Here is a 17,390-nt window from a genome sequence, read left to right as displayed (position 1 = left end):
ATGGTCCGCTCGGGCCTGGCGATCGACGGCACCTTCGACCTCCCCTCGCTCACTCCGTGAACTGCCCGCGCCACGTGTCCTCCACCGGGCGGCACGGGGCCGTCAGTCTGCTGTCGGGCGGGTGCGTCGAACGTAGGCGCGGGCGGCGCGGGCGCGGTCGCCGCAGCGGGTGGAGCACCATTGGCGGCGCCCGTGGCGCAGCAGGTAGCGGTTGCAGGGGGTGGAACCGCAGCCTGTGAGGCGGTCGGCGTCTGGGCCGGTGAGGAGATCGGCCGCGTTGGCCGCGAGGATGGCGAGAGCGCGGTCGAGGATCTCGTTGGTGGGGCACGGCGCCGCGCGGTAGGGGCCACTCTTCTCGTCCCAGTACAGCAGGGCGGCCGTGGGAGCTCTGCTCAGCGCGTCGTTGACGGCGGACAGTGCCGCGGGCAGGGCGGGCAGCCCGGCGACGCGGGCGGCGAACAATGCCCTGAGGTGTTCGCGCAGGGAGCGTAGCTGCGTCGCGCACATTTCCTGCACCCCGGCGTCAGCCGGCGCGAGGCCGTGTTCGGTGAGCCACCGATTCGTGGCCTGGGGGGTGCCGAGGAGATCGATGAAGTGCCCTCCGGGCAGCGCGATGGCGCTGTTGACGAAGTCGAGGGCGAGGTGTTCCTCCGCCCCCGGCGCGGGCGGTGGCACGGATTCGGCGGTCGGGGTCTCGCTCATAGCTGTCATGGTACGGGTTGTGTTCATCCGTGAGACGCCGCTATCGTTCTTCACGGATAAACTGCTCCCCATCCGTGAGGTTCCGATGGCTGCTGCCAGCACGACCACTGAGCAGGTCCCCATCCGCGTCTTCGGCGGCCCGACCGCCCTTTTCGCCTACGGTGGCCTGCGCTTCCTGACCGACCCGACCTTCGACGCACCCCGCGACTACCACGTGCCGGGCGGCCGGCTGACCAAGACGGCGCCCCCCTCCGCCGCGCCGGCCGACCTCGGCCGTATCGACGTGGTCCTGCTCTCCCACGACGAGCACCCCGACAACCTCGACGACTCCGGCCGCGCACTGCTCGCCGACGTCCCGCTGACCCTGACCACACCTGGGGGCGGGCAGCGCCTGGGGGAGGGGGCCAGGGGGCTGGCCGACTGGGAGTCGATCGAGCTGGACCGCCCCGACGGCGGCACGATCACGGTCACAGGCGTGCCCGCCGTCCACGGGCCCGGCGCGCGCGAGGAAGTCGAACCGATCACCGGCCAGGTCGTCGGATTCGTCCTGACCGGGGAAGGCCTGCCCACGGTCTACGTCAGCGGCGACAACGCCTCGCTCGACCTGGTCAAGGAGATCGCCGAGCGGTTCGGCCCGGTGGACACCGCCATCCTGTTCGCCGGGGCTCCCCGCTTCCCCGTCCTCTTCGACGGCGCGCTGATCGTCCTCGACAGCGCACAGGCCGCCGACGCTGCCCAGATCCTCGGTGCCCGCCGGGTGGTTCCCGTCCACTACGACAGCTGGGCGCACTTCACCGAGGGCCGCGACGAACTGGTCGCCGCCTTCACCGATGCCGGGCTGCTTGACCGCCTGGACCTGGGCGACCACTGCTGACCACGCAGCCGGGCCGGCCGGCCTTGCCGACCGGTGCCTCGGCAAGGCCGGCCGGCCCGCGCGCTCCCCGGCTCGGCCGGACCCACCGGTGACACTGTCCGGCCGGGTCGCGCCCAGCGAGAGAACTCTCTTGCGACGACTACCCTGCCTGCTCGGATCGAGGCTCTGCAGCGGTCTCAGGTGCGGCGCCGCGTCCTGAGCGTCTTGATCGCCGTTCAGATCCTCAGCGGCGCCGGTCTGGCGGCGGGTGCGACCGTCGGTGCCCTGCTCGCGCGCGCAGGACATGCTCGGCTCCACCGGCCTCGCCGGTCTGCTCAGTGCCCGGCCCGCCACCGGTTCGGTGCCGACGGCCATCGCGGTCGGACGTATCTCTCGCCCACATCACCAGCCCCGCACCGAAGCGCCCGTACGCCACCGGGCGCCTGCTCGCCACCGCCATGGCCGACGTGCTGGTCGTCGGGGGCGCAGTCTGGGCCGACCGTCGCCGTGAGCCGCCACGCAACCGCCTCTTCCTCCGGCCCTCCCGCGCCGCCGCCGTCCGCAAAGCCCTTGCACGAACCCTGCTCCGTCCTGTTACCGTCCTCCCAGTTGCTCGGTCCCGCCTTGGACCGGGCCCAAAATTGCTCCTCCGCCTGGTGAACGGGGCGGCGGTGAGGACGCGTGTCCCGTCCTTCCGCAGTTCTGGACGTCCCTGGCGGGCCATGGGTCGCACCATTTCATCGCACCCCGGAGGGGTGCCAGGCGCCGGCGACCTGGGTGTGGCCCGTCCCGCCCGGCGACGACGAAGGACTCCTCATGTCGTCCGCCGCCTCCGGCTACCGTTCACTGCTGCGCACCCCCGGTGCCGCCGCTTTCTTCCTCGCCGCCACAGTGGGCCGCGTCGGCATCGCCATGACCGGCCTCGGTCTGGTCTGGCTGCTGCACGCCCGCACCGGCTCCTACGGCACCGCCGGCCTCGCCACCGCCGGGTTCGCCCTGGCCGAGGCGCTGATCGGCCCTCACCTGGCCCGCTTAATCGACCGGTTCGGCCAAATCCGCGTCTTGCCGTTCGCCCTCCTCGCCCACGCCGCCGCCGTCGCCGGCGTCCTTGCGTCCACCGCCCAGGCCGCGGCGGTCGCCTCCGCCACCTGCGCCGGCGCGGCCATCCCGCAGCTCGGAGCCCTCTCCGCAGCCCGCTGGGCCCACCTGCTGCGCGAGGAGCGGAGCGACGAACTGCCCACCGCCTTCTCCCTGGAATCACTGGCCAACGCCACCGCTTTCCTCCTCGGTCCCGTGCTCGTCTCCGCGCTCGGTGCGGCCGGCGACGCGGCGATCGCCAGCGCCACCGCCGCTGCCCTGGTCCTGGGCGGAGGTGCGGCACTGACCGCCCAGCGCCGCACCGCGCCCCGGCCGGCCCGCCAGTACACAGAGCGCGCCCAACCCGAACGGACGCTGCTGAGATGGGATTTCCTCCTCCTCGCCACGCTCAACCTGGCCATCGGGATGTACTTCGGCACCATGGGCGTCTCGGTGAGCGCCTTCGCCACGGGACACGACGCGCCCGAAGCAGCCGCGCCGATCATCGCCGCCTCCAGCTTCAGCGGGCTGCTCTCCGGCTGGCTCTACGGGCTGCGCCGACACCGCGCCCCGGCACATCTTCAACTCGTCATCGCAGCCGCATATCTGACAGGCACGAGCCTGCTGCTTCCCCTTGCCCCGTCCGCGATCTGGCTCGGCGCCTCCGTGGTGGTCACAGAGGCGGCGGTACCGCCCACGCTCGTCCTGCTCAACGTCCTCACCGAGAAGTCCGTCCACCCGGCGGTCCTCACCCAGGCGTTCACCTGGAACAACTCCGCCAGCGCGGCCGGCTCGGCGCTGGCGGCATCCCTCGCCGGCCGCACCGCCGACGAGCTGGGCGCCTCCGCCGCCTTCGCGCTGGCCCCTGCGGCCGGGCTCCTTCTCCTCATCCTCTCCGCCACCGCTCGGCACCGGACTGCATAAAGCCACGAGCAGGCCGACAGATCATCGATCCGCCTGGCCGTCGAACACCTGCTGCCCGGACATCGACCGCTGCTGACACTCGTCGGCAGATCGTTCGGATTTCCCGATGACTGGTGCTCGGAAAACTTCGCTGGACCGATCTGAGGCGGGCGGGGCACGGTGCTGGGCAAAGGACGCCATGCCCGCGTGCCCCTCTCACCGTCCCGCTCCGGACTCCCCGGGCGGCATCAGATTTTGGAAGGTCCTCATGCTCCCCGAGATCCCCTCGACTCCAGCGGCTGTCACCTCCCTGGACTCGGAGCCCGGCCGCCTGCTGGCCCGGCTGATCTCCATCGACTCCGTCAACCCGGACCTCGTGCCCGGCGGAGCGGGCGAGAGCGCCGTCGCCGGCTTCTGCAGCCAGTGGCTGGCCGCCCGCGGCTTCGAGGTGCGCAGTCTGGAAAAGCGCTCCGGTCGGCCCTCACTTGTCGCGATCGCCCGCGGCACCGGCGGCGGCCGTTCCCTCATGCTCAACGGCCACCTCGACACGGTCAGCCTTGCCGACTACGACGGCGACCCGCTCGACCCGCAGATCCGGGACGGCAGGATGTACGGCCGCGGCACCTTTGACATGAAGGGTGGCATCGCGGCCATGATGGTCGCAGCCGCCCGCGCCACCGCCCACGGGCCCCTGCGCGGCGATGTCATCCTCGCCTGCGTCGCCGACGAGGAGCACGGCAGCTTGGGCACCGAGGAAGTGCTGGAGTCCTTCACGGCCGACGCGGCGATCGTCACGGAGCCCAGCCATCTCGAAGTCACCCTCGCCCACAAGGGTTTCGCGTGGTTCGACGTGGAGATCGAGGGCCGCGCGGCCCACGGTTCGATGCCCGAACTCGGCATCGACGCCATCGCCAAGGCCGGGCACTTCCTGGTCGCCCTGGAAGAACTGGGCCAGCGCCTCGCGCAGGGCCCGGCCCACCCCCTCCTGGGCACCGGCACTGTGCACGCTTCCGTCATTCACGGCGGTGAGGAACCCTCCACCTACCCGGCGCACTGCCGCATCACCCTGGAGCGCCGCACCGTCCCCGGCGAGAGCGTCGAGGGTGTCGAACGCGAGATGACCGGCGTCCTCGACCGTCTCGCCGACACGGTCCCCGACTTCCGCTTCCGGCTGACGCGCGGCCTGCACCGCGACCCCTTCGAAGCCGACCGGGAGGCACTCGTCGTCCGTACCCTCGCCCGCCACGCCGAGCGGGCCCTCGGCCACCCGCCCGTGGTGCGCGCCGAGCCTTTTTGGACCGACTGCGCCCTCCTGGACCGCGCCGGCATCCCGTGTCTGCTGTTCGGCGTCGACGGCGCCGGCGCGCACGCGGCCACCGAGTACGTCGACCTCCCCTCGCTGGACCGCCTCACCGCCATCCTCACCGACATCATCACCGATTTCTGTTCCTGACCCCGCGGCCGGTACGGAACGAAAGGTGCATCATCATCACGCAGGTCGACCAGCACCACGGCGGTGGCCTGGCTGCCGGCGACCGTGCGTCCGCGGCGAGGGCCTTGTCGAGTTCGGCGGCCGGGCTCCATGATGTTTGCGTGAACATCGGACAGGGCGGGGGCGGGCGGCGGATGCCGGCTGGGTTGGTCGCGCTCGGGCTGGGCAGTTTCGGGATCGGTCTGACCGAGTTTGTGATCGCGGGTCTACTGCCCCAGGTGAGCCATGACCTGGATGTCTCGGAGGCCGCGGCCGGGTGGCTCATCTCGGGATACGCTCTGAGTGTTGCGATCGGCGCGATCCTGCTGACCGCCGCTACCACTCGCATCCATCGCAAGACCGTGCTTGTCGGGTTGGTGGTGTTGTTCGTCCTCGGCAATCTGCTGTCGGCCGTGGCGCCCACCTACGCTGTGGCGCTGCTGGGCCGGGTTGTCGCTGCCCTGTGTCACGGTTCCTTCTTCGGGATCGGTTCGCTTGTCGCCCGCCGTATGGTCCCGCCGGAGCGTGCCTCGCGCGCGGTCGCCGTGATGTTCGCGGGGCTGACGGTCGCCAATGTGCTGGGGGTGCCGTTCGGTGCCCTGGTCGGTGAGCGCTGGGGCTGGCGGGCCACGTTCTGGGCGATCACGGGGATCGGCGTGCTGGCCGTGGCGGCCATCGCCGTGTGGGTGCCGGCCTGGGCGGGCGCCGTGGACAAGGCCCACCGGGCGGCCGGTCTGCGCCCGCAGCTGCGGGCCTTCCGTTCCGGGCAGGTCTGGCTGACCCTGGCCGCCACCGCCCTCGGCTACGGCGGCATGTTCGGGGCGTTCAGCTACATCGCGTACACCTTCACCGAGGTCACCGGCTTCTCCAGCACGGACGTCGCCTGGCTGCTCGTCGTCTACGGCACCGGTCTGGTGATCGGCAACATCGCCGGGGGCCGGGCGGCCGACCGCGACCGCGACCGTACGCTGATCACCTCCCTGGCCGGACTAGCCGCCACACTCGCCGTGTTCGGGCTGCTGGCCGAGGGGCGGGTCGCGTCGGTCGTCCTGGTCTTCCTCATGGGCGTCTTCGGGTTCGCCGCCGTCCCCGGCATGATCACCCGTGTCACGGACGCCGCCGGCGGCGCGCCACTCGCCGCCAGCGCCAACGTCTCGGCCTCCAACGTCGGCAACGCCCTGGGCGCCTGGCTCGGCGGCCTGGCGATCAGCACCGGCCTGGGCTACACCGCGCCGCTGTATGTGGGTGCGGCGGTCGTGGCGCTCGGCCTGGCCGTGATGGTGCTCACCGCACGCACCGGGCGTGCCGTCACACCTCCGCCGACCGGCCCCGACCAGGGGGTTGGTCAGGCCTGGCCGGACCAGGAACGCAGGGAGAGCACGAGCCGGTAGCCGTCCAGCGGGAAACGTCGTGGGTCGCGTACTGCGAAGCGCGGTTCGTCATCGCGTCAGCAGACAGTGCTCGCTGCCTGGGGACCGGTCCCGGGGCAGTGAGCGCATCGTGGGGGACACCGGCTATCGCGACCGCCTCGGCGAGAGCGGAGAACACCGTGAGGAGCACCTGCGTGACCGCTGCGAAGTCCGTCTCGTTGCCGTCGTCGATCAACTGTGTCCTGGCCCGTCGCGACCCCGCCAAGCTCGCCCTCGACCTCGCGTCAGCCCAAGCGGACCTGTACGAACTCATCTGTGCTCTCGCGGATACCCGGACCTACAAAAACGAAAAGCGGAACGTCAACGCTCGCCGCCAGGCCAAGGCCCTCGCCCGCCGGCTGAGCCGTATCAGTCGCCGCCTGTACACAGGATCGTGCGCACGCATCCGAGGGCACGACCGGCTCGGCAGGTTCGTCAGCGTCCACGACCGCGACACTCTCGACGACGGCGGTCTCGCCGACATCGGCAGAAGTGTCGCCCGACTCGCCCGTGCCCTGTCGAAACTGCGCAGCCCTGAACCCTTCGCCGTCCTGGTACGCGATGGGAGCATGCCGGGCACCGCATGCCGCATGAGCAAGATCGGCGAGTCGCTGCAGGCCGCCCTCTTCACGGTCGTCCTCGACTTGTCCGCTGCCGATCTCACCGGCCTCGAGCCCCGCGAAGCGGGCCGGCTCAGCAACATCATCTGGGCGTCCGGCACGGTCTGGCCGCCCACGGCGGCCGAGCGGATACGCACCCGGTCCCGCGCCGAGCCCTGCCCCGGCGTCTTCCCGGTCTAGATGTGCGGTCACAGGGGAAACTGGTCAAGCCTCAGCGGCGGGCGGCGGTGGGCGCCCACTCGCTGGGGGCTGGACACGCCCGTACCTCTACCTCGCTCTGGCAAGGTGCTGGCCAAGGGATTCCCGCGCATCACACGCTTCCACCCCGATTCAACGCGGTTCACCCTTGTCGACCCGTCCTGAGCTCGAACACGGCGGCCCCAAGGAGCTCGAGGGCCCGGCGCCGGTCGGCTCCGACCGCCGCGAGGGTGCCACACGCTGCCGATGGCCGACGCGAGCCTCGCCCTCGTACAGAAGTCGGAGAGCACGCCGATCGCCGAGCACAGCATCCGCGGCTTCCAGTTCCCCCGCCTGTTGGCCGAGCTCGCCGCCTGCGTGATGCACGATCTGGGGCTGAGCACCCTCGCGGCCGGCCAGCACATACCCCCGACCCGCCGACGACCGCTTTGTCCAGGAAACGCGATCGTCGAGCATGTCGCCCGCTCCCAGGCAGTGGCACCGCCATACTCGATCGCAGCCGAGTTGCTGCGCCAGTGACAGGCCGGAGAGTGACCTCTGAGAGCCCGCACATGACCGGTTGATCGTGCAGTGTCGGGCAGAGCCGCCTGATGTGGCTTCGTTCACTTCTCGCGGGTCTGGCTCCACTTGTGTGGTGGTGCTGCCGAACACAGCGAGCCGAATGACGACTTCGGGGAGCCGTGGAAGCATTGGGCCATGGAGACACTCGGCACCCAGGAAATCCTCGGAGCGATCGCGGCCGGGCTCGGCGACTGGCGCAAGCTCGCCCAGCCCCTCGCCGCCCGCTACCGCGTCGCCGACACCGCCAGTGGGGCCGAGTTCGTCTCCGCGGTCGCCAAGGCGGCGGTCGCCGCCGGCCAGGAGCCGGAGATCCGGTTGGGGCGCGGGTTCGTCGATGTGGCCGTGTCCACCGTCGACGCTGACACCGGTGGGCGGTGGGTCACGACTCAAGACGTCGAGCTGGCCCGCGCCATCACCGGGCTTGCCCGGGAGCGCGGCCTGACCGCCGTTCCCAGCGAGGTGGCACAGCTGGAGCTCGCGCTCGACACCGCCGACGAGACGGCAGTGGCCCCATTCTGGTCCGCGCTGCTCACGGGAGGGACCAGCCGCACGGTGAGCGACGCGGTCCTCGACGTCCTCGACCCGACGAACCGTGTGCCGAGCGTATGGTTCCAGGGGACCGACGCCCATCAGACCCCGTGCCAACGCTGGCACATCGACCTGTGGCTGGCCCCGGAGGTGGCCGACGAGCGCATCGCGGCCGCCGTCGCCGCGGGAGGCACCGTCGTCGACGATACCCATGCGCCGTCGTACACCGTGCTGGCCGACCCCGACGGCAACAAGGTCTGCGTCTGCACCGCCCTCGACCGCGACTAGCTCTGTCTTGCTCGGCAGCCCTCGTGTCCGCATCGGGCAAAGCCGGTGAAGTACAGGATCGGGAGACCGACTTCAGCGGAGTACGACGCTTCGTCCGGCACTCGGTACGTCGCCGGGAAACCGCAGGTAGGAGCTGCGAACCCGAGTCGGCCAGGCGCCGCATCCTGGGCCCGCGGCGCCAACCGCCGGCCCAACCGCTTTGACAAAGGCGTTTGTTCACATGCACGGGTCGAACTTCGGACGACCCGTCGGGCGCAGTGCCAGTTGCGGACCATCGACATCAGCAACTGGTGGGTTTCGCTGTCGGCGGCCACGACACGCTCCCGGACAGATCGCCGCCGTCCGTGACGTACGCGGCGCGCTTGCCGACGGCGTAGTTCAGCGTGCCGCACAAGGGGTCCACCAACCACTGGCGGGGCCTCCGTGGCACCCTGCTGTCCGCCCTCTTCGCCGAGCAGAGCGTCATCGGGCCGGGCGGCATGAATGACGCTGAGGATCGTCTTCTCGGCCTCCACATCGGCGACGGTGGCGAAGTCCCCGGCGCCCTTGTCGATACGGGGGAGCCGTTGGCGGTACATGCTGCGCACTACGAGTTGATCACATTGCGCAGAGTACGTGCACGAGCGGACGGCGGTCTGACCTTCGGCCCGTGCGGCGGCCCGCTCGCCACCGCACGGGCCGCGCCCGACCGGTCAGGGGTCGGTCCGCTCCCGGTCGCCCGCCGGGACCACCGCGGACCGCTGGACGAGGGAGCGGTACTCGCCCGGCGGCATCCCGGTGTCGGCCCGGAACGCCCGGCTGAATTCGGCGGCCCGGGGGAACCCCCAGCGGGCGCCCACCGCGTGCACCGGCAGATGGCCGAGGCCGGGGTCGGCCAGGTCGCGGCGGCAGCGGTCCAGGCGGAGCCGCTTCACGTATCCCGACACCGTTGTTCCGTGCTGCTGGAACACCCGGTGAAGATAGCGCGGCGAGATCCCGTGCGCCGCCGCGATGGCGGCGGGGCTGAGGTCCGGCTCGCCGGCCCGTTCCCGGACGAAGGCGCTCGCCCGCAGGAACAGCGCGTGCCGTCGGGACTCCGCCGGCAGCGCGTTCTCGCGGTCGGCGTGGTGGGCCAGCGTGGCTGCCACCAGGTCGACGACCGTGCCGCCGAGCCGGGTGATGTCGCGCGGTGTGCACTGCGCGGACTCCGCGACCAGGCCGGTCAGGAACCGGGCGAGCGGACGTGATGACCGCTAACTGGTACAGCCCCGGATCGGACCGCCTGATGAGTGCCGGGGCGCGCAGGGAGGACAACGAGTCGTAGGCCAAAGCCGAGATCTGTGTCGCGCCCGAGGACATGGCCCGTATCCGCGCCCCGAACGACTCCGGCTCCAGGAAGCGGAAGCGGGTGGTGACCAGGGCGAGTGCCGTCGTCTCGGCCCACCCCTCCCCTGCTTCCCGCTCCGGTAAGTCCGTGCTGTCGAAAAGTGCCCGCATCCGTAGCCCCCGTTCGGTCCCCGTGTACGGCGTCGCCGACCGCTGGTGACGCCGGCATCAGCTTCACGTCGCGGGGCCGCGTGAGGGAAGTGCGCTATTCGCCAACAAGCGGGCGTCGAGGGGTAATGACGGCCGTCTCCGGCGGGCGGCAGAGTACTGCCGCGCGGCTCCGCGGCTCCGCGGGATGTCCTCGGCGCCGCGCGGCACGGCACATCAACGGACAACCGACCAGCACCGGAAGGTGGATGCAATGCGCATGGGGAAGAAGTGGACGGTCCTCACCGCCGCGGCCGTCGTGGCGATGTCGTCCCAAGCGCTCCTGGGGGCGACGCCCGCGTCGGCCGCGCCCAACTGCGCCTCTGGGTGACACTGCGTCTTCAAGTTCGAGCGGGGCTCCACCAGCCACGCCTTCTTCGACACCGATACCGACTTCAGCAACGACCGGGTCGGTGACGGCACGGTGGTCCACAACAACGTGTGGGCGGCCAGCAACTCCAGCACCGGCGGCTACGAGAGCCACTACTACACCGGCGTCGGCAGCGACTGGGAGACCAACGGCTTCCTGTTCTGTGTGAACCGGGCAGTTCCGTGTACGAACTGCCGACCGCGCTCAAGGACCGTGCCAGTTCCCTGCGGCTGCGCGGGACGACGTCGGTCAACTGCTACTGACGCTCCCTCACCCGAACCGTCCACGGGCCCTTCGGCGCCGCCTGCCGCCGGGCCCGTACGGAAGGAGTCCGCATGCCTGGCGACACCCGTGCCCGCCGTGTTCCCCGGGGCCTCGTGGTCGCGCTCGTCCTCGTCACCACACTCGCCGCGGGAGTGCTCACGGGGTGCTCGCGGGGCACGGCGCCGCCACCGGAGCCACCGCCCTCCCTGGCCGAACTCAAGGCTCGCCTGCCCCTGTACCGGTTCCTGTACGCCCTCACCGCCGACGACGTCCGGGTGAGCGAGGCCCGGCAGCGACTGATCGCGGCCTGCATGGACCGGCACGGCTTCCGGTACACCCCGCCACCCGCCCCGCGTACCTCCGACCACGCCACCTCCTACCCGGCGCCGTTCGGCCTGGAGCCCGCGGACCTCGTCCCGCCCGCCGTACCGGAGGAGCCCCGCGGCGAGGCGTACGTACGCGCCCTGTACGGCGACCCCGACAAGCGGATCTCCGCGACGGACCGCACGCTCAGGGTGACCCGCCCCGCGACCGGCTGCCAGGCCGACGCGGAGGAGCGCCTCCTCAGCGACGGGCGCGTGCGGTGGCTGACGCTGCGGCTGCGCTTGGACGACGGCGAGAAGCAGTCCCGCGGGGCCATCGGCCAGAGCGTCGAGTTCCGCGCGGTGGGCGACCGGTGGCAGCGCTGCATGCGGCAGGCCGGGTTCGACGACTCCGACCCCGTCGCGCTGCAGCGGGACCTGCCCGCCGAGGCGGACGCCCGGACAGGCCCCCGGGCGCGCGCGGACCTGCGCTGCAAGGAGAGCACCGGTTACCTGACGACCGCCTACACCGTGCTCGGCGCCGCCCAGCGGGCGTGGCTGACGGAGCACCCGACCGTCGAACGGGACTGGACCGCACTGCGCGACCGGCAGATCCGCGCCGCGCACGACGCGCTCGGTGCGGCCGCCCCCCGATGACACCGGCGAGCGGCCTGCCCTTCAGCGCCCGTCGCGGCCAACCAGGGTCCGTCTTCAAAGATCATTAGGTGGCGGATCATGGTGGCCGTGATACGCCGCCATGAACTCACCGGCCACGAGTGGGAGTCACTCGCACCACTGCTACCGCGAGCCGCGACGGGCCTGGCGCGACCTGCCGGCCGTGGAAGACGGTGTACACCCGATTCCGCCGCTACGCCCTGGAGCGCGTGTCGCCCCGGCCCTTCAGCAGATCCAGGCCGGACGATCACGCCCTCGGCCGATCCCGAGGAGAGGTCGGCGCGGGCGCCCCCTCGCCCGTGGCCTGGTCGGCCACATGGTCCAGCAGCAACCGCCCAATACCGCGGGGCAAACACCAGGACTCGTGACTCCTCGGCTGCCTTTGCCTCGATTACGGCGACGGCGGGGGCGAGGGCGAGTTGGTCGCGCTCGTCTGGTTGGCCCTGTGGCAGTACCGGCAAGCCGAGCGGGGCGCCCGAAACGACGTGGAGTTCCTTCGGCTCGGTCGCGAGCTCTTACGCGTCTTCGCTGAAGTGCCGAGAGTGGGCCTGCCGGCGTCCGCGCGGCGGAGGACGCCGCAGACGAGGAGGCCGGGGACTTCTCGGTGCAGACCGTCATGGCCAGCAGGAGCGCGGCTGCCGGGACGGCGCGGGCCAGGACACGAGGGGCGGTCGGGTGCATGGGCGTCGTCCCGGGGGCAGCCGGGCAGGGGCTCGGCATAGTGCCGGAACCCGTTGCGCTCGGTGTGGATGGCGTACAGGCGCTGAGCCAGGACGCCGGGGCTGCCGCGCTCGGCATCGGGGCGGATGGCACCGGGGATGATCAGCTGGGCTGCGTGGATGTTCTCCGGGGCGAGCGTGTCGTGGAGCATGCGCGCACAGGCGCTCTCGGCGGCGAACGCGATCGAGGTGCCTGCCCGCTCGGGATGCGGGCGCACCGCGCTGCCGCCATTGACGAACACCAGGGCGCCGTGGCCGAGCGCCCGCATCCCGGGCAGAACAGCGTTGACGCAGGTGACCGGGCCCTTGACGGAGAAGGCCAGCGGGGCGTCGAGGTCGGATGCGCTGGTGTCCAGGACCGGCTTCATGAAGTCGGCACGGGGCACGGGGCTGACTGGAGGATCTCGATGGGGCCGAGCTTCTCGGCGGCCGCCTGCAGGGCCGTGGTGAGGGAGGCGGGGTCGAGAACGTCGGCGGCGAAGCCGCAGGCCTGGATGCCGTCGCCGCCCAGTTCGGCCACCAGGCCGTCCAGATGGTCGGCGCTGCGGGAGATGAGCGCGACGCTGTGGCCGGCGGCGCCGAAGCGCCGGGCGGCCGCCAGCCCCAGGCCCGGTCCGGCGCCGACGAGAGCGAATGTGGTCACGGTGGGTCCTCGTGGGGACGGGGGCGGGGCCGCCGCGCAGGCCGACGTGGGAGAAGAACAGCTCCTGCCCGTCGAACCGCACCTCGTGCGGCAACGCCGACGAAGCCGACGTTGCCGCCGGGCCGGGCCGAGTGCAGGGCCTGCTGCATGGCCCGTGTGGTGCCGACGCACTCCCGTACCGAGTCGGCGCCGATCCCGCCGGTGAGGTCCTTGACGCGCGCCGTGCCTTCTTCGCCGCGTTCGGTGACGATGTCGGTGGCGCCGAACTCCAGGGCGAGCTTCTGGCGGGGCTCGTGGCGGCTCATCGCGATGATCCGCTCCGCACCGAGTTCCTTGGCGGCGATCACACCGCACAGGCCCACCGCTCCGTCACCGACCACCACGGCGGTGGCACCGGGCTTGACCTCCGCGGCCCAAGCGGCGTACCAGCAGGTGCCCATCACGTCGGACACGGCGAGCAGGCTGGGCAGGAACTCCTAGGCCGGGTGTTCGTCGGTGGCGACCAGAGTGCCCTGCGCATGGGGGATGCGCACGCCAGACGCTGCGTTGGACAGCGCGGACAAAGCGGAGTGCTCGTGCGGTCAGTAGAACAGCAGCCCTCACCGCCACCCGGCTCACGCGCTGATTCGGTCTCCCGCCTCACCTGAGCGGTGGGGAGGCTGGCTCGGCCTCGAGGTAGCGGCGGCCGCGTGGCCCCCGGTACTCCAAAGCCTCCCAGCCCAGGCGGCGCAGCACGTCCACGCAGCGCTTCAACTCTTCGTGGGCTGCGTACGCGGCACCGCTTCCTGGAGGACCCAGCCATTCGATCCGCACGACGTCGGCCTGGTCGGCGGCGCGAACGCAGTATCCGGTCGCGATGCGGCGCTCTTCTGGGTCGGTGGCAGACGGCGGGATGCCGGCAGCCTCCAGGGCGAGGGCAACGGCGCGCACCGGCTGGCGCCGTTCCCATTCAGCGGGCACATTCTCGGGGGTAGCAGTCCCGGTGTTCATCAGCCGCCGGATCTGCAGCAGTCCCTCGAACGCCGCCTGTACCGCAGCTTCTCGTTCCCGGGCGTTCCCCGCGGGGAGCGCTCCGGCGCCGGTAGCCACCTCGAACCCGGCAGATTCCCGACCGACGCCGCCCTCACCAGCCATCCCCTGATCTCCCCAGATCTCGACGTGCTCGCACACGATGAATCCTGCCGGCCCGGGCCAAGCCGGCGGCAGCTCCATCCTGCGGCATGCTGCGCATCAGGGTCTTGAGGGTTCCACGGTTTGTTGAAGGGGCCGGAATCTGCCGCGGCCTCGGATTCGCTGGTGCGCGTCGGCACGCGTGCTTCTGGATGAGGCTGCCGAGCAGTCAGCGCAGCGAAACCCGCTCGACCTGGTTCCCCCCTTGAAGAGATCATTCGGGGATGGAGTTTCTCTGCTACCACCGCGACCGGCCCGGCTCCCTGCCGCTGCGCTACGAGCTATCGGAAGAGCATTGGTCCTATATGGACCGGTACGCGAAGGAGATGATCGCCCGGGGCCCGACCCTCGCCGACGACGGCGACACACCCACCGGCAGCGTGCACATCGTCGACCTGCCCGATCCCGCCGCTGCCCGCGCGTTCGCCTTCGACGAGCCGAACTACCAGGCCGGCGTCTACCGGGACGTGCTGCTACGACGTTGGCGCAACACGCTGGGGCGCACCATGTGGGACTTCCCCGGCGGCCGGACCGACGGCAACCGGTACCTGGTGCTCGGCCTCGGCACGGGGCAGGCCGCCGACCTCGCGGTGCCGCCCGACCGGGACGAGCTGATCGCCTACGGGCCGCTTCTGTCCGACAACGGCGCCACCTGGCTGGGCACGGCGGTGTTGGTCCGGGCGCCGAACCCGGACACGGCACGCGCCGTCCTGACCCCGGAGCGGTACGCCGACATCGAGGTGCACAACTGGCAGTTCGGCGGGCGGCCGTCATGACTGAGGACGTACGGCCCATGTCACCGCCGAAGCCTTTCGGATCGCTCAACATCCTCGTGTTTCACCAGAACCCACGGGGATCACAGCCCCGGACTCCTGTCTATCTCTGACACCAGGTGCAAAGTAGGCATGTCTCCGCTGGTCAGCGGCTCGGCCGACGTCGAGGTAGGAAGGCTGTCACCAGCGCGAAGGGGGCAAGTGCCGGAAAACGAAGGTCCGTCGACCTCGGCCCGGCCCGAACGCCGGGTACCTTCGTCAAGCTGGCCGGGTTAATGCTCGAAGGGTCACCTGGCGGCCGTTCAGCACGCCACCGACCACAGCTGTGCTGGGGACGACCGAGGGGCGCTTGCCCTGGTTCTCACCCGAGGTGATGACGAGCTTCTGGGCGATGTGCGGCCCGGGGACCCCGTTTGCCCGCAAGGAGCGGGCGTAGGCGGCTACCGCTGACCGCTGTGCCGTTGTCCCTCAAGGCCGGTGAGGAGGTCATCAAGGGCCTTGTTGAGGGCTTTGAAGTCGACCGAGACGCCCCATGTGATCAGTCCGTGGGCACCCGCCCGTGCCTGCAGCGCGGTGACCAGCTTCGCTCACACCCCGGCCGCCTGCCACCGACGGAAGAACGTGTACACGCTTTGCCAGGGCCCGTTGCGTTCGGGCATGCCCCGTCAGGGCGCACTGACCCGCACCCGCCAGCCGATCGAAGCGGGCGCCAGCCGGTATCGTCTGCATCCGAGGTCTCCGGTACTGATGGTCATCTTGGTCGACGACATCACCTACCGGAGACAAGCTCGGCCAGGTGATGCAGCGAGTTGGTGAGATGCCCAGGGCCGAACGGCGGGAACTGGATGTACTCCCGGATGAACTGCGGCACCGCCGACCAGTCGTAGGTGAGGGTGACCTCAGTCTTGGACGGACCGAGCGGCGCAAGGTCGTAGCGCCAGATCCAGCCGCCGAACTCCAGCCCGCCGTCCTTCTCCTGCCCCGTCAGCCAGCCAATGGCGCGCGGCGGGTCGAACACCTGGACCTTGTTGGCCACCTGGTAGTCACCGTTTGGATGGTTGGCGTGATACATGTCCATCCGGAAAATCTGCCCCACCTCGATCAGCGGCGCCCGGTCGACAGCTTCCTGAACCCAGCCGGTGCCATCGATCGCAGAATGGGTCGCCGGGTCCGCCAGCACCGCGAACACTGTCGCGGCGGGCACGGCGACAGTGAGGGTGGCGCTCACGTTCTCCTGGTCCATGGTGTGCACGCTCCTTGTCATCTCATCTAGGTCTCCCGCAGGCGCGGAAGGGGGACGTTCCCCATATGCAGACGACGCGGCGAGGCGGAACTCATCGGTCGTGTGGGCGGACCCGTACCCGTACCACCAATGCGGGCTTGTAAGGGTCAAGTTTCGAGGGCCGGGGAGGCAGTCTCACCCATACGCATCCTGCGACACGCCACCGCGACCAGACCGTGACCAGCAACGTCACCCGACAACCCGCTTTTGAAGGGGCCCAGTCGAGTCCGTGTCGCGGGCACCGCGATGCCTGCGGCCCTGCCTCGAACCGCTCCGCGTGTTCCGGGGTGGCATCGTGGCGCGGAGCGGTCTCGTCGGAGGTGTCCTTGGTGAGCAGCCCGGTCAGCCCGACGCTCGGGCACAGCAGGAACATCACGGTCACGGCGGGGCGGGCCCACCGCTTGTTCACCCGGACGGCCCCGGATCGTCCAGAGCCAGGCGATGACGCCGAGCGCCCCGATGACCGACAACAGCATCAGGTAGGTGGTGACGGCCGAGTCGACGCGCGCCCGGGTGTAGGGGGGATAGCCGGCCCGGATGTGGTCGGCCAGCAGATGGGTGGTGGCATGGTCGACGAACGGGTAGACGGCGGCGATGGCGGTCAGGGCGAGCCCGATCCACATCGCCGCCAGGAGCCTGCGGCGTCGCCATGTCGTCAAACGTGCTGTGGTCGTTCCTACTGCCATCTCGATTCTCCCGTCTTGAGGTACTCGCCGGCTTGGTGAAAAGGGGACCTTGTGGTGGTCATCGCTCTTCCAGCGGGGCGTCTCCGGTGTTGCCGTACATCGCCACCTGGTAGAGGGCCGCAAGCGCTTCGTCGACGGGATGGGGTTGCGGCTTGCCCGAGGAGTCGAGTCTGTTGCACTCTGCAGGTTCACCGCGATGGGCGTCTGCCGGTTGCCGTCGGCGCGGGTCATGGCCAGCGCTCCAGCACCCCAGACCGTGCCGCCGTGGCCCCAGAAGGTGCCCTGGCCAGGAGCCTCCATCGGGTGCAGGCCGAGGCCGTAGTCGATCGTCTTTCCCTCTTGGGAGATGACCGGGACGGTGCGTTGCATCTGCGCCAGCGACGT

The 17,390-nt window shown here is 70.8% G+C and carries 13 protein-coding genes and 5 pseudogenes; 10 read left to right on the top strand and 8 right to left on the bottom strand.

What is annotated here, in order from left to right:
• Positions 1-102: 102 nt before the first annotated feature.
• Entirely contained in the window at positions 103-702 is a 600-nt protein-coding gene (locus PV419_RS26950) for a CGNR zinc finger domain-containing protein (RefSeq protein ID WP_319693346.1), read from the bottom strand.
• Positions 703-787: 85 nt separating this feature from the next.
• On the opposite strand from PV419_RS26950, the gene PV419_RS26945 reads away from it, so the two are divergent.
• The 8 genes and pseudogenes from PV419_RS26945 to PV419_RS26910 all read left to right on the top strand — a co-directional run bounded on the left by PV419_RS26945 (position 788) and on the right by PV419_RS26910 (position 8,610).
• Positions 788-1,576, top strand: a complete 789-nt coding sequence (locus PV419_RS26945; protein ID WP_319693344.1) for an MBL fold metallo-hydrolase — start codon at positions 788-790, stop codon at positions 1,574-1,576.
• 144 nt (positions 1,577-1,720) lie between these two features.
• A pseudogene (locus PV419_RS26940) lies at positions 1,721-1,952 on the top strand (MFS transporter); the annotation flags it as partial.
• A 419-nt stretch (positions 1,953-2,371) separates the two neighbouring features.
• Positions 2,372-3,556, top strand: coding sequence for an MFS transporter (locus tag PV419_RS26935; protein ID WP_319693343.1), 1,185 nt, complete (start codon positions 2,372-2,374; stop codon positions 3,554-3,556).
• A 247-nt stretch (positions 3,557-3,803) separates the two neighbouring features.
• Complete coding sequence (locus PV419_RS26930; RefSeq protein WP_319693342.1) at positions 3,804-4,988, top strand: ArgE/DapE family deacylase; 1,185 nt, start codon at positions 3,804-3,806, stop codon at positions 4,986-4,988.
• 173 nt (positions 4,989-5,161) lie between these two features.
• A complete protein-coding gene (locus PV419_RS26925) occupies positions 5,162-6,397 on the top strand; it encodes an MFS transporter (protein WP_319693560.1) in 1,236 nt (411 codons plus the stop codon).
• A gap of 173 nt (positions 6,398-6,570) precedes the next feature.
• Positions 6,571-7,215, top strand: a complete 645-nt coding sequence (locus PV419_RS26920; RefSeq protein WP_319693340.1) for a hypothetical protein — start codon at positions 6,571-6,573, stop codon at positions 7,213-7,215.
• Between the two features lie 264 nt (positions 7,216-7,479).
• Complete coding sequence (locus tag PV419_RS26915) at positions 7,480-7,752, top strand: hypothetical protein (protein WP_319693338.1); 273 nt, start codon at positions 7,480-7,482, stop codon at positions 7,750-7,752.
• A 177-nt stretch (positions 7,753-7,929) separates the two neighbouring features.
• On the top strand, positions 7,930-8,610 hold the full coding sequence (locus PV419_RS26910; RefSeq protein ID WP_319693337.1) for a VOC family protein: 681 nt from the start codon (positions 7,930-7,932) through the stop codon (positions 8,608-8,610).
• 364 nt (positions 8,611-8,974) lie between these two features.
• Here PV419_RS26910 and PV419_RS26905 read toward each other — a convergent pair.
• Together PV419_RS26905 and PV419_RS26900 are read right to left on the bottom strand one after the other, a co-directional pair.
• A pseudogene (locus tag PV419_RS26905) lies at positions 8,975-9,200 on the bottom strand (inositol monophosphatase family protein); the annotation flags it as partial.
• Between the two features lie 102 nt (positions 9,201-9,302).
• The gene (locus PV419_RS26900) at positions 9,303-9,737 is read right to left on the bottom strand and encodes a helix-turn-helix domain-containing protein (protein WP_319693336.1); all 435 of its coding nucleotides are present in this window, start codon (positions 9,735-9,737) and stop codon (positions 9,303-9,305) included.
• A 1,090-nt stretch (positions 9,738-10,827) separates the two neighbouring features.
• On the opposite strand from PV419_RS26900, the gene PV419_RS26895 reads away from it, so the two are divergent.
• Entirely contained in the window at positions 10,828-11,715 is an 888-nt protein-coding gene (locus PV419_RS26895; protein ID WP_319693335.1) for a hypothetical protein, read from the top strand.
• Positions 11,716-12,433: 718 nt separating this feature from the next.
• Here the strand turns inward: PV419_RS26895 and PV419_RS26890 are convergent.
• The 3 genes and pseudogenes from PV419_RS26890 to PV419_RS26880 all read right to left on the bottom strand — a co-directional run.
• Positions 12,434-13,095 (bottom strand): annotated as a pseudogene (locus PV419_RS26890) (SDR family NAD(P)-dependent oxidoreductase); the annotation flags it as partial.
• 16 nt (positions 13,096-13,111) lie between these two features.
• Positions 13,112-13,637, bottom strand: a pseudogene (locus PV419_RS26885) (zinc-binding dehydrogenase); the annotation flags it as partial.
• Positions 13,638-13,734: 97 nt separating this feature from the next.
• A complete protein-coding gene (locus PV419_RS26880; RefSeq protein WP_319693558.1) occupies positions 13,735-14,229 on the bottom strand; it encodes a hypothetical protein in 495 nt (164 codons plus the stop codon).
• Between the two features lie 260 nt (positions 14,230-14,489).
• Here PV419_RS26880 and PV419_RS26875 point away from each other — a divergent pair, with 260 nt between their 5' ends.
• Positions 14,490-15,041, top strand: a complete 552-nt coding sequence (locus tag PV419_RS26875) for a YciI family protein (protein WP_319693333.1) — start codon at positions 14,490-14,492, stop codon at positions 15,039-15,041.
• Positions 15,042-15,807: 766 nt separating this feature from the next.
• Here the strand turns inward: PV419_RS26875 and PV419_RS26870 are convergent.
• Entirely contained in the window at positions 15,808-16,281 is a 474-nt protein-coding gene (locus PV419_RS26870; RefSeq protein WP_319693332.1) for an SRPBCC family protein, read from the bottom strand.
• A 783-nt stretch (positions 16,282-17,064) separates the two neighbouring features.
• Positions 17,065-17,390: pseudogene (locus PV419_RS26865) on the bottom strand (hydrolase); the annotation flags it as partial.

Origin of the sequence: Streptomyces sp. ME19-01-6 (assembly GCF_033793745.1) — a bacterium.
Lineage (GTDB): Bacteria > Actinomycetota > Actinomycetes > Streptomycetales > Streptomycetaceae > Streptomyces.
This window is presented reverse-complemented; position numbering and strand designations above follow the sequence as displayed.